Here is a 12,888-nt window from a genome sequence, read left to right on the forward strand (position 1 = left end):
ACCTCTCATCCTATAACAATTTCAGGGCTAGTGCGCTATGCAGACTCAGATCAAAGTACGCGGTTACCATCTCGATGTTTACCAGCATGTGAATAATGCTCGTTATCTCGAATTCCTCGAAGAGGCTCGCTGGGACGGGCTGGAAAACAGCGAAAGCTTCCAGTGGCTCACGGCGCACAACATCGCTTTTGTGGTTGCCAATATCAATATCAACTACCGCCGTCCTGCGGTGCTGGGCGATCGCCTGACGGTGACGAGCCAGTTGCAGCAGTTAAACGGTAAAAGCGGCGTGTTGAGTCAGGTCGTGACGCTGGACCCCGAAGGGCAGGTGGTGGCTGATGCGCTGATTACCTTTGTCTGCATTGATTTAAAAACGCAGAAAGCGCTGCCGTTAGAAGGCGAGTTACGCGAGAAGCTCGATCTGTTAATCGAATAATGTTGCGTCCGGGTGAATGTCCTTCACCCGGTCGCGCCAGGGCTTATTTCAGCCCGGTTTTTTTCTTCATCAGCGCCATCACTGCAGGCTTATCGGCCAGGTAATGATTCAGACCGTTGGCGCGCAGGTTACAGGCGGCACATTGCCCACAGCCGTCGCCTTTGATGCCGTTGTAGCAGGTCAGCGTTTCATTACGCACCAGATCCAGTTTGCCCCAGTAGTCGGCTAACGCCCAGGTCTCGGCTTTATCGAGCCACATCAGCGGCGTTTCAAAGCGAATCTCTTTTGCCATACCCAGATCCACGGCGTGATTAAGGGCTTTCACGAACTCGTCGCGGCAATCCGGGTAGCCGGAAAAATCGGTTTCGCACACGCCGGTGATGATCGCCTCCGCTTTTACCTGGTAGGCATAAATCGCGGTGAGCGTCAGGAACAGGATGTTGCGGCCCGGTACAAAGGTATTGGGAATGCCGCTGGCATCAGGCTCATAGTCAGGGACAGGAATACTGTCGCGCGTCAGGCTGCTGACAGCCAGTTCGTTTAACAGCGTGACGTCCAGCACTTTATGCGCACGTGCGCCCAGTTTCAGCGCCAGTTCGCGGGCCACGTCGATTTCAGCGCGATGGCGCTGACCATAATCAAACGTCACACAATGCACTTCATCATATTGATGCAGGGCCTGAACCAGACAGGTGGTGGAATCCTGTCCTCCGCTGAACACGACGACGGCACGTTTCATAAATAGGTCTCAACAGTATCGGTAAAAACAATATGGTAACGTCTGGCACGCGTGGCGACCAGCTTCTTCACGCGTTCGGGGCAGGAAGCCAGGCCTGCGAAAAATCAAACCAGCCGCGGGTATTAAGGCGAATACCGTTCACTCCCGGCGGAGCGCTGATTTGATACTGATAGTTAAAGAGAGGCGTTAAAACCGCATTCTCCATCAGATGGGTGAAAATCGACTGCAAACCGCTGTGCCGCGTGTGCTCGCTGACCTGCGTCTGTACCGCATCCAGCGTCGCCTGAAGATGGGCATACTGCGGCGCGCTGAGCAGATGCGGCCACAAGGTATCGCAGCGCAGCCACTGCTCAAGCGTATATCCCGGCGCTTCGCCGATCAGTCTGTCACCCATCATCAGATCCGCTTCGGCCAGATTGCCGCAGCCGTCCCAGGTTTTAGCATCATGGAAAATGACGTTGAGCGTACAACCCTGCTTTGCCAGATACTGTTTGAGCTGTTCAGCCATGGTGTGCAATTCAACGGGCAAATGGTAAATCAGGGTCAGCGTGTCGGGGAGAGGAACATCCCGCAACTGCGGCCATTCGGGAATGGTCCAGCCCGGCAGCAATTCGTGCGCGGGGTTAATCAGGTTTTCATCCAGCGGCAGGGTGTGCAGAAGCGTCGTGTGATGGATAATCGTGATGAGCCGCTGCGCCTGTCTTTTACTCAGGCGGCCACTCTGCTTGAGCGTGAGATAGCAAAAGCCAAGACTGGTGCTGCTGCTGACCAGACGCAGATTAGCCAGTTCGTCCGGCTGCCCTATCGCGATTTGTACCGGATGACGACAGCTGGTGCCTAAATCCTGCTCAAACAGTTGCGGAGTGATCCAGTATTCAATGGCTTTGATCAACGGGTGGCTGAGGTGGTATTGCTCATGGCTTTCCAGGCGCACCAGATCGGGTTCAAACACCGTCAGCCGGAACGGGCCGCAGCCCGTCAGGGCACGCTCCGGATGGGCGAGACGGCTGCAATAACTGGCCAGACGATGTGCCAGCCAGTAATCAGGCTGATGCAATACAAAGGTCAGGCACTGGGGATGCGTTACCTCAACGTTCAGCACGCTGTTAAACAATCGTCGCAGGGCGGGAAGGGCAAAGAGTTCGATCAGGCTCGCGCGCAGCTGTGCGGTTTCGACCTTATCGCCGTTGTGCCAGTGCAACGTCGAACGGATGTAAAAATGCCAGCGTAAGCCATCGGCTGACACTTCCCAGTGATGGGCAAGATCCCCGGCAGGTTCGCGGCTGTCGTCGTCAAAGCGCGTCAGCCCGGAAAAGACCTGTCCGACCAGGTGCTGTTCCGCGCGTCCCGGTAAAAAGCCCGAATGGAGCGGATCAAGGGAGCGGTAGTAGGGTATCCGCAACGTGGGCGTATCGTTTTGCCACTGGCCGCCGAGGAAAGGGTGCAGCAAGGCGCGCAGCTCCGGTGCGGCCAGCTGCGCTAGCTCTAGCGCATCGTGCTGTTGCCCGCGCATCAGCGCCTGCTCCATCATCTCATTGCGCAGGCGGTCCGGGGTGACGTGAAAGGTTAAGGTGCCGCGTTTGCCTCGCCCGGACTGTGCTTTCCAGCTCAGCCACCCAGCCTCCTGCGCCTGGCGCAACAGCGTACGCACGTGCCGCTCGCTGCAAAAGCAGCGTTCCGCCAGTTCCGCGACGGTAATTTGCTGCGGCTCACCGGCAGAGGGCTGCCAGAGGCGTTGAAACTGATTCAGTCTGTTGAGTTGACGCATCTTCGGTGCCCGTTGAAAAGTTAGTGCCAGTCATACGCCTGACAATGGTGACGCAGCAGATCCAGCAGTCGGCGCGCCGCGAACGTCAGCGGCGATTTTTGCGAATACAGCACGTGATACTCGGCTTGCGGCAGGCCGTCAATATTCAGCAGGCAGAGCTGATCCTGTAAACCGAACGGAGCCTGCATCGCACGCGCCACAATGGTCAGATAATCCGACTGTAACACCAGACTCAGCCCTGAGATCATCGAGTCCGTGCGCACGGGCGTTTCCGCCAGCTGTGGCAGAAAATCGTTCGCTGAAAGCCGAAGCTGCTGGTAATACCCCATATCGGTCTCCGGCAACACCCAGCGCGCATTTTGCAACGCATCGAAGGTGGTGGCCTGCGCCAGAGGATGGCCTTTGCGGGCAATAATGCCGAAGGAGGCATTGAACAGCGGCTCGCGCACGAGATCGTCCAGAGGTAAGCCTGGGCCTGCCGTTCCGACGGCGAAATCCAGTCGTCCCTCCCGCAGCGCGGGCAACAGCATCGAAAGCTGCCCCTCTTTTACCAGCAGCGTAGAGTGAGGAAGCTGTGTCCGGAAGGCGTCGTTCAGCGCCGGAAAGACCGTCAGGGCCAGCAGTGATGAAATGCCCATCGCCACCGCCCCCTGGGAAAACTGATCGATCTGGCGAATTTCATCGGCCGCTCGCTCCAGCTCCTCCAGAATAAACTGCATCCGCTGAGAAAACGCCCGCCCGGTTTCCGTCAGCGTCATCCCCTGATTCCCGCGCACAATCAGCCGCGTCTCCAGAGTCTGTTCCAGTTCGCGCAGCGTTCTGCTGACCGCCGGTTGAGATTGCCCTAAAGCTCTGGCCGCACCGCGAATACTGCCGCTGCGGATAACCTGCTGGAAAACCTTCAGTTGCTGTAATTTCGGCAGATAGCGCAACCCGTACCCCTATCAGTAAAAAGTATCACCTGTACAAAAATTGTATCTTATGGCCGGGTGGCAAAGCTGCTAACGTCGATGAAGAATCCACATAATCTGTTGTTGTTCAGTCTGTTATGTGATGCATGTCGCATTTTAATTTCACCTGTCGACAACTCTCTGGCGGGGTGATAACAAAAGGGATATCGGCTATGAAAAATCGTTTCCTGATGATCTTCCTGCTCTTTGTCGGTTATGTGGTGGTGTATCTCGACAAGACGGTGATGGGTTTTGCGCTGTTGCCCATTGAACGTGAATTTGATCTTCGGCCTGAGCAGTTGGGTTATATCACCGGGATCTTCTTTCTCGCCTATTCCCTGTTTCAAATCCCCGCAGGCTGGCTGAACGATCGCTTCGGCTACAAGAAAGTGTTGAGCGTCTCACTCTGTCTGCTCGGCGGCTTCGCCCTGTGCTTTGGGATGCTGGGATTCGGCCTGGGGCTGCTGGTCACTTTTCGTTTTTTATCCGGGATCGGCCATTCCGGTTATCCCTGCTCCTGCGCCAAAGCGGTGGTCTCGAACTTCTCCCTGGAGAAGAGAACTTTCGCACAGTCGATTTTGCTCTCATCGGCCGGCTTCGCCATGACCGCCGGGCCGCTGATTGCGGTCTACAGCCTGAATTCCCTCGGCTGGCGCGGCTCTTTTTCGATCCTCGGTCTGCTGGCCTTTGCCATTGCCGTCGCCATTATGCTGTGGGTACCGAATCCGACGCCGGTCGAAACGCACTCCGGCGCAGTCACTGGCTATCGTGAGCTGCTGAAAAATCCCATCGTGGTGCTGCTGTTTGTCGCGATCTTCTGCATCAACATTCCGTCCTACGGCCTGATGGCGTGGCTGCCGAAATATCTGGTGCAGCAGCGCGGAATGTCGCTGGATATTTCCGGGCTGGTGGTGGCCGCTGGAGGGCTGGGTATCTGGATCTCGTCGCTGGCGACGGGATGGCTGGTGGGGCGCTATATGCAGGGGAGGGAGCCAAAAGTGATTTTTTGCTGCGCGTTGCTAAGCGCAGTTTGCATCTGGCTGGTTTACACCTCCACTTCGGCGTTCACCGCCGGGCTGCTGCTGTTCTTTGGTTATGTTTTCCTGATGGCCGCTTTCGTGACCGTATTTACCTTACCCATGAAACGACTGCCGCCGGAGGTGATGGGCGCGGCGATGGGGATTATCAACACCGGTGGGACGCTGGGCGGTTTTGTTGCCCCGATTGCGATGGGGTATTTGATTACCGTCAGTCGCGACTACCTCTCGACGTTTGTTTTTCTGGCGCTGGCAATGGTGGTTGCCGGGCTTGCCATGTTGCCGCTGGCGCTGAAAACGCGCCCCGCTTTGAGCGATGCGGCTTAACTGAGGAGACATGTGATGGCATTTACGATTGAAGCGATGCTGGCTGATGTGAAAGAGGACGTTTTGCGCTGGCGCAGACACATTCATGCTCATCCAGAGCTTTCATTTCAGGAGCATAAAACGGCGGACTATATTGCCGATGCGCTGGCCAGTTTTGGCGGTTTAACGCTGACGCGCCTGACGCCCAACAGCGTCATGGCCGATCTAGAAGGGGCGTATGACGGGCCGTGCTTCGCGCTGCGCGCCGATATTGACGCGCTGCCCATCCAGGAAGAGAACGACGAAGCCTTTTGTTCGACGGTGCCGGGCGTGATGCATGCCTGCGGCCATGATGCGCATGCCGCCATGCTGCTCGGGGCGGCGAAAGTGCTGACACAGTGCCAGTCGATGCTGCATGGCTCGGTGCGTTTTATCTTCCAGCACGCCGAAGAGGTGCCGCCGGGAGGCGCGCAGGAGCTGGTTGATCTCGGGGTGCTCGACGGGGTGGAAAAAATCTTCGGGCTGCACGTGATGCCGAATTTCCCGACGGGGGAAGTCGGGCTGAAAGAGGGCGTCTTCTGCGCCTCAACGGATAATTTTGATATCACCATTGTGGGCAAGGGCGGGCATGGCTCCATGCCGCATCTGTGCATTGATCCGGTGGTGATCGGCGCGGAAGTGGTGACGGCCCTGCAGAATGTGGTGTCACGTCGCACCGATCCGCTTCAGGTACCGGTCCTGACCATCGCCACCTTCCAGAGCGGCGAAAGCTATAACGTCATCCCGGAGCGCATCAAACTGGCGGGGACGTTGCGAACCCATCACGACAGCGTGCGTCAGCAGGTGCCACAGCGGATGGAGCAAATTATAGCGGGCATTACCGCCGCGCACGGCGCGCAGTTTACCCTGAACTGGACGCGGGGTTACGCCAGCGGCAATAACCATCCCGAGGCCTGTGCGATTGCCCGCAAAGTGATTAGCGCCACGCTCGGCGATCAGGCGCTGCGGGAGATTGCGCATCCCCTGTTTGGCGGCGAAGATTTCTCTTCCTATCAGCAAAAAGTACCGGGCTGCTTCCTGTTTATCGGCAGCGGCAATGAGCACATCGGGGCGACCTACGGCGTACATAATCCGCGATTCCGTCTGGATGAAGCGGCGTTGCAGACGGGTGTCAGACTGCATGTTGGATTTATTCAGCACCTGCTTCTTAATCACGCCTGACACTCTCCCCCAGCAAAACGCTGCAACCGCAGCGTTTTTTAACGCCTGTAAAAAACCCGGAACAATAATAATCATCTATTCACTATTACTTCCGTATATCGCGGGCAATACTGATACCCAGATTAACCCCATCACATTTTCGGAGTCATCATGGCGCGGCTTGCAGCATTTGATATGGACGGCACGCTCTTAATGCCGGATCACCGCTTAGGAGAGAAAACCCTGAGCACGCTGAAGCGGCTGCATGAGCGTCATATCACCCTGACGTTTGCCACGGGCCGTCATGTTCTGGAGATGCGCCACCTGCTCGGCAAACTGTCGATGGATGCTTTCCTCATCACCGGCAACGGTACGCGCATTCACTCGGTGGAAGGCGAAATGTTGCATCGTCAGGATCTGGACCCGGAAGTGGCGGATCTGGTGCTGCACAGCACCTGGGATACGCAGGCCAGTATTCACGTGTTTAACGACACCGGCTGGCTGACGGGCGAAGAGATCCCTGAACTGCTGAAAGCGCACGTCTACAGCGGTTTTCGCTACCAGCTGACGGATCTGCGCCGTATCCCTGCGCACTCGGTGACGAAAATCTGTTTCTGCGGCGATCACGACGATCTGTGCCGTCTGCGCATTCAGCTTAATGAAGCGTTAGGCGACCGTGCGCACCTGACCTTCTCGGCGGTGGAGTGTCTCGAAGTGCTGCCGGTGGGATGCAACAAAGGGTCTGCGCTGGCGGTCCTGAGCGAACACCTCGGTTTAACGATGCAGGATTGTATGGCATTTGGCGATGCCATGAACGACCGCGAAATGCTGGGCAGCGTAGGTCGCGGTGTGATTATGGGAAATGCGATGCCGCAGCTGATTGCTGAGCTGTCGCATCTCCCGGTTATCGGACATTGCCGTAACGAAGCGGTGTCCCATTTTTTGACTCATTGGCTGGATAAACCAAACCTCCCGTATTCCCCCGAATAGTGAGACCCTTCCAGCAAGCCAGACGTCGATGTTTATCGGTCTGGCTTTTTTTATTTTGTCATCTGCGCAATTTGCGCTTTCCACGGCTCGATGTCGCCTATATTGGCTTTCACCCAGTCCGCGTTGTAGTAGGTATCCAGATAACGTTCTCCGCTGTCGCACAGCAGCGTGACGATAGAACCGCTCTTGCCCTCTTCGCGCATCCGCACGGCCAGCTGTAGCGCGCCCCACATGTTAGTCCCCGTGGAAGCCCCCACTTTACGGCCCAGCTGCGTTTCCAGCCAGTGAGCGGTGGCGACACTTGCCGCATCCGGCACGCGCAGCATCTCATCGACCACATCAGGAATAAACGACGGCTCCACGCGCGGGCGGCCGATACCTTCGATTTTACTGCCCACCGGGCTGCGCAGGCTGGCGTCACGGTTTTGCCAGTAGTCGAGGAACACGGAGTTTTGCGGGTCAACCACCATCAGTTTTGTATCGTAACCCTGGCAGCGAATATAGCGGCCAATGGTGGCAGAGGTCCCGCCGGTGCCCGCGCTCATCACGATGTAAGACGGTTCCGGATGCGGTTCATTCTTCATCTGGCGGAAAATACTGTCGGCAATGTTGTTATTCCCGCGCCAGTCGGTTGCACGTTCGGCGAAGGTAAATTGATCCATGTAATGGCCGTTCAGCTCGCGGGCCAGCATTTCTGACGCGGCGTAGATCTCGCAGGCGCTTTCAACAAAATGACAGCGTCCGCCGTAAAACGCGATCTGCTCAATTTTGCGTTTTGCGGTGCAGGAGGGCATCACGGCGATAAACGGCAGGCCAAGCAGACGGGCGAAATAGGCCTCGGACACGGCAGTCGAACCCGACGACGACTCAATAATCGTGGTGCCCTCGTTGATCCAGCCGTTACACAGCCCATACAGAAAAAGCGAACGCGCCAGACGATGCTTCAGGCTGCCGGTCGGGTGAGTGCTTTCATCTTTCAGGTAGAGCTGAATTCCGGAAAACCCCGGCAGGGCGAGGCGGATAAGATGGGTGTCCGCCGAGCGCTGATAGTCGGCATTGATTTCGCTGATTGCGTGTTTGACCCAGGTGCTATTCATCGTGTGTATCCATTTGTCATTTTGTGCCTAGGATAGCGAAAAGCACAGAAAAAATTGTTGCTATCTGGCCTTTAAAATAGAATGTCAGGAGAAAATTATTCTCTGTGAGGCGGGGTATGTTAGATAAAATTGACCGTAAGCTGCTCTCTCTGCTGCAAAAGGACTGCACCCTCTCTTTGCAGGCGCTCGCTGATGCCGTTAATCTGACCACCACACCCTGCTGGAAACGCCTAAAAAGACTGGAAGATGACGGCGTTTTGCTGGGCCGCGTGGCGCTGCTCGATCCCGAAAAACTGGGGCTTGGATTGACCGCGTTTGTTCTGATAAAAACGCAGCACCACAGCAGCGACTGGTACTGCCGGTTTGTCACCGAGGTCTCCGAGATGCCCGAAGTGCTCGGTTTCTGGCGCATGGCAGGGGAATACGACTATCTGATGCGCGTGCAGGTGGCGGACATGAAACGCTATGACGACTTCTACAAACGGCTGGTCAACAGCGTGCCGGGCTTGTCGGATGTCACCTCAAGCTTCGCCATGGAACAGATTAAATACACCACCGCTTTACCCATTGAATAACTTCCAGGCCTTGCCGGAACAATACCTTCAGGAATTTACCGCGTGCGATTATTTGCTCAGTTAAGCTGGTACTTCCGCCGGGAGTGGCGACGCTATCTCGGCGCAGTGGCCCTGCTGATTATTATTGCCATTCTCCAGCTCATTCCGCCGAAAGTGGTGGGATATGTGGTGGACGGCGTCACAGAACAACATTACACCACCGCACGGGTGATGATGTGGATCGGCACGCTGGTCCTGACTGCGGTGATTGTCTACCTGCTGCGCTACGTCTGGCGCGTGCTGCTCTTCGGCGCGTCGTATCAGCTCGCCGTGGAGCTACGCGAAGATTTTTATCGTCAGCTCAGCCGCCAGCATCCTGAATTCTACCTGCGCCACCGCACGGGCGATCTGATCGCACGCGCCACCAACGACGTGGATCGCGTGGTGTTTGCCGCCGGGGAAGGGGTGTTAACCCTGGTTGATTCGCTGGTGATGGGCTGCGCGGTGCTGATCGTGATGTCGACGCAAATCAGCTGGCAGCTTACACTGCTGGCCCTGCTGCCAATGCCCCTCATGGCGCTGGCGATCAACCGCTTCGGCGAACAGTTACACGAGCGTTTCAAGCTGGCCCAGGCGGCGTTCTCCTCTCTGAACGACAGAACGCAGGAGAGCATGACCAGCATCCGCATGATCAAAGCCTTTGGCCTTGAAGACCGCCAGTCGGCGCAGTTTGCCGCCGATGCCGCAGACACCGGGGCGAAAAACCTGCGGGTGGCGCGAATTGATGCGCGCTTTGATCCGACGATTTATATCGCCATTGGCACCGCCAATCTGCTGGCAATCGGCGGCGGGAGCTGGATGGTGGTCAACGGCTCCATGACCCTCGGTCAGTTGACCAGCTTCGCCATGTATCTCGGGCTGATGATCTGGCCGATGCTGGCGCTGGCGTGGATGTTTAATATCGTCGAACGCGGCAGCGCGGCGTACAGCCGTATTCGCGCGATGCTGGCGGAAGCACCGGTGGTGAACGACGGCAGCGAATCCGTGCCGGAAGGGCGCGGTGTGCTGGAGGTGGCGATTACGGCGTTTTCGTATCCGCAAACCGAACGCCCGACGCTGGAAAACGTCAACTTTACGCTGCGCCCAGGACAGATGCTGGGGATCTGCGGCCCAACCGGTGCCGGGAAAAGCACCGTGCTGTCGCTGATTCAGCGTCACTTTGATGTCACGCAGGGGGATATTCGTTTTCACGATATTCCTCTAACGCGCCTGCAGCTGGACGCCTGGCGCAGCCGCCTGGCGGTCGTCAGCCAGACGCCGTTTTTGTTCTCGGATACGGTTGCCAACAACATTGCGCTGGGCCATCCCACGGCGACTCAGGAAGAGATTGAGCACGTAGCGCGCCTGGCCAGCGTCCACGACGATATTCTGCGCCTGCCGCAGGGTTATGCCACCGAAGTGGGCGAACGTGGCGTGATGCTGTCGGGCGGGCAGAAACAGCGTATTTCCATTGCGCGTGCGCTGCTGCTGAATGCAGAAATTCTGATCCTCGACGATGCACTCTCCGCGGTCGACGGGCGCACGGAACACCAGATCCTGCATAACCTGCGTCAGTGGGGCGAAGGGCGGACGGTGATTATCAGCGCCCACCGTCTCTCGGCCCTGACGGAAGCGAACGAAATTCTGGTGATGCAGCACGGGCATATTGCCCAGCGCGGGCATCACGATCAGCTTGCGGAACAGCCCGGGTGGTATCGCGATATGCACCGCTATCAACAGCTGGAGGCGGCCCTGGACGATGCGCCAGATCTTAACGAGGAGGCCACCCATGCGTAAGTTTACCCAACTGTGGCCGACCCTGAAACGCCTGCTGGCCTACGGTTCGCCGTGGCGAAAACCGCTCTCTATCGCGGTGGTGATGCTGTGGGTGGCAGCGATTGCCGAAGTCAGTGGCCCGCTGCTGATCAGCTATTTCATCGACAACATGGTCGCCAAAAGCTATTTGCCGCTGGGCCTGGTTGCCGGACTGGGCGCGGCTTACGTCGGGCTTCAGCTGCTGGCGGCGTCGTTGCACTATGCTCAGTCGCTGCTGTTTAACCAGGCGGCGGTCGGCGTAGTGCAACAGCTGCGCACCGACGTGATGGATGCGGCTCTGCGCCAGCCCTTGAGCGAGTTTGATACCCAGCCCGTCGGCCAGGTGATCTCCCGCGTCACCAACGATACGGAAGTGATTCGCGACCTGTACGTGACCGTGGTCGCCACGGTGCTGCGCAGCGCCGCGCTCGTCGGCGCCATGCTGGTCGCGATGTTCAGCCTCGACTGGCGTATGGCGCTGGTGGCAATCACCATCTTCCCGGCGGTGCTGATCGTCATGGTGATTTACCAGCGTTACAGCACGCCGATTGTGCGCCGGGTTCGCACTTATCTGGCGGACATTAACGACGGTTTTAACGAAGTCATCAACGGCATGAGCGTGATTCAGCAGTTCCGCCAGCAGGCACGTTTTGGCGAACGCATGGGCGAGGCGAGCCGCTCGCACTATATGGCGCGCATGCAAACCCTGCGTCTGGACGGTTTCCTCCTGCGTCCGCTGCTGAGCCTGTTTTCGGCGCTGGTGCTGTGCGGTCTGCTGATGCTGTTTGGGTTCGGCGCGGGCGGCACGATTGAGGTGGGTGTGCTGTACGCGTTTATCAGCTACCTCGGACGTCTGAACGAGCCGCTGATCGAACTGACGACACAGCAATCCATTCTGCAGCAGGCGGTGGTCGCCGGTGAACGCGTCTTCGAGCTGATGGATCGTCCACGACAAACCTACGGCGACGACGAGCGCGAACTGAAAAGCGGCACGATCGAGATCGATCATGCCTCCTTTGCCTATCGCGAAGATCGTCTGGTGCTGCAGGACATTCATCTCGATATCCCGTCGCGCAGCTTTGTCGCGCTGGTAGGTCACACGGGCAGCGGTAAGAGTACCCTCGCCAGCCTGCTGATGGGGTATTACCCGCTCACGAGCGGTGAAATCCGTCTTGATGGCCGTCCGCTCTCCACCCTGAGCCACGACGTGCTGCGTAAGGGGATTGCGATGGTGCAGCAGGACCCGGTGGTGATGGCCGACTCCTTCTTTGCCAACGTCACTCTGGGCCGTCCGTTTAGCGAGGAACAGGTATGGGCGGTGCTTGAGAAAGTCCAGCTGGCAGAGCTGGCACGCACCATGAGCGATGGGATCTACACCAAACTGGGCGAGCAGGGCAATAACCTCTCCGTGGGGCAGAAGCAGCTGCTGGCGCTGGCGCGAGTCTTGATTGAAACGCCGCAGGTGCTCATCCTAGACGAAGCGACGGCCAGCATTGATTCCGGCACCGAGCAGGCCATTCAGCAGGCGCTGGCGGAAGTGCGGGAGAAGACCACGCTGGTGGTGATTGCGCATCGTCTGTCGACGATTGTTGATGCCGATACCATTCTGGTGCTGCATCGCGGGCAAGCCGTCGAGCGCGGCACGCATCGCGAGCTGCTGGAAGCGAAAGGACGATACTGGCAAATGTACCAGCTGCAGCTGGCCGGAGAAGAGCTGGCCGCCAGCACGCGCGAAGAGGAGTCTCTGAGCGCCTGATGCACCAAAATTAAGCACCGCGCTAACAGGGATTTCTGTTGGTGCAAAAATGAAACGCACCCTGCACTGTCATGGTGCGTTTTTTTTATCCATTTCTTCAGAAGTGCCATTTCCTGCCTTTCCCGCCTGATTTCTTCGCCTTTTCAAACTCTGGCACACCCCTTGCAATACCTCTGTTGTAAAACGCGGCCATTATCGAAT

11 protein-coding genes are annotated in these 12,888 nt (G+C 57.5%); 7 read left to right on the top strand and 4 right to left on the bottom strand.

The genetic code is table 11. The annotated features are described in order from the left end of the window. Positions 1–37: 37 nt before the first annotated feature. Positions 38–436, top strand: a complete 399-nt coding sequence (locus C0560_RS05070; RefSeq protein ID WP_095281007.1) for a YbgC/FadM family acyl-CoA thioesterase — start codon at positions 38–40, stop codon at positions 434–436. A 43-nt stretch (positions 437–479) separates the two neighbouring features. Here C0560_RS05070 and queC read toward each other — a convergent pair whose 3' ends face one another. From queC to C0560_RS05085, 3 genes are all read right to left on the bottom strand, one after another. Continuing rightward, entirely contained in the window at positions 480–1,175 is a 696-nt protein-coding gene (queC, locus tag C0560_RS05075; RefSeq protein ID WP_100777400.1) for a 7-cyano-7-deazaguanine synthase QueC, read from the bottom strand. A gap of 67 nt (positions 1,176–1,242) precedes the next feature. Continuing rightward, on the bottom strand, positions 1,243–2,943 hold the full coding sequence (locus tag C0560_RS05080) for an SgrR family transcriptional regulator (protein WP_248859754.1): 1,701 nt from the start codon (positions 2,941–2,943) through the stop codon (positions 1,243–1,245). 20 nt (positions 2,944–2,963) lie between these two features. After that, entirely contained in the window at positions 2,964–3,875 is a 912-nt protein-coding gene (locus tag C0560_RS05085; RefSeq protein ID WP_100777398.1) for a LysR substrate-binding domain-containing protein, read from the bottom strand. Between the two features lie 191 nt (positions 3,876–4,066). Here C0560_RS05085 and C0560_RS05090 point away from each other — a divergent pair, with 191 nt between their 5' ends. The 3 genes from C0560_RS05090 (at position 4,067) to cof (ending at position 7,426) form a co-directional block, all read left to right on the top strand. Continuing rightward, complete coding sequence (locus C0560_RS05090) at positions 4,067–5,257, top strand: MFS transporter (RefSeq protein ID WP_248859755.1); 1,191 nt, start codon at positions 4,067–4,069, stop codon at positions 5,255–5,257. 15 nt (positions 5,258–5,272) lie between these two features. Continuing rightward, positions 5,273–6,457 (top strand): amidohydrolase, encoded by a 1,185-nt coding sequence (locus tag C0560_RS05095; RefSeq protein ID WP_248859756.1) that lies wholly within the window; start codon positions 5,273–5,275, stop codon positions 6,455–6,457. Positions 6,458–6,607: 150 nt separating this feature from the next. Beyond that, on the top strand, positions 6,608–7,426 hold the full coding sequence (cof, locus tag C0560_RS05100) for an HMP-PP phosphatase (RefSeq protein ID WP_248859757.1): 819 nt from the start codon (positions 6,608–6,610) through the stop codon (positions 7,424–7,426). Positions 7,427–7,476: 50 nt separating this feature from the next. On the opposite strand, the gene C0560_RS05105 is transcribed toward cof, so the two are convergent. Continuing rightward, positions 7,477–8,523 (bottom strand): PLP-dependent cysteine synthase family protein, encoded by a 1,047-nt coding sequence (locus C0560_RS05105; RefSeq protein ID WP_100777395.1) that lies wholly within the window; start codon positions 8,521–8,523, stop codon positions 7,477–7,479. A 116-nt stretch (positions 8,524–8,639) separates the two neighbouring features. Between C0560_RS05105 and C0560_RS05110 the strand changes: the two genes are divergently transcribed. The 3 genes from C0560_RS05110 to C0560_RS05120 are packed head-to-tail and all read left to right on the top strand — an operon-like array spanning position 8,640 to position 12,687. Continuing rightward, positions 8,640–9,098 carry an Lrp/AsnC family transcriptional regulator gene (locus C0560_RS05110; protein ID WP_012016320.1) on the top strand — a complete coding sequence of 153 codons (459 nt, stop codon included), beginning with the start codon at positions 8,640–8,642 and terminating at the stop codon, positions 9,096–9,098. 42 nt (positions 9,099–9,140) lie between these two features. Continuing rightward, the gene (locus C0560_RS05115; RefSeq protein ID WP_100777394.1) at positions 9,141–10,913 is read left to right on the top strand and encodes a SmdA family multidrug ABC transporter permease/ATP-binding protein; all 1,773 of its coding nucleotides are present in this window, start codon (positions 9,141–9,143) and stop codon (positions 10,911–10,913) included. Continuing rightward, positions 10,906–12,687 (top strand): SmdB family multidrug efflux ABC transporter permease/ATP-binding protein, encoded by a 1,782-nt coding sequence (locus C0560_RS05120; protein ID WP_248859759.1) that lies wholly within the window; start codon positions 10,906–10,908, stop codon positions 12,685–12,687. The genes C0560_RS05115 and C0560_RS05120 overlap by 8 nt, the downstream gene beginning before the upstream one ends. Positions 12,688–12,888: the final 201 nt, after the last annotated feature.

The sequence above is a fragment of the Lelliottia sp. AC1 genome (assembly GCF_023278595.1).
GTDB classification, from domain to species: Bacteria; Pseudomonadota; Gammaproteobacteria; order Enterobacterales; family Enterobacteriaceae; genus Enterobacter; species Enterobacter nimipressuralis.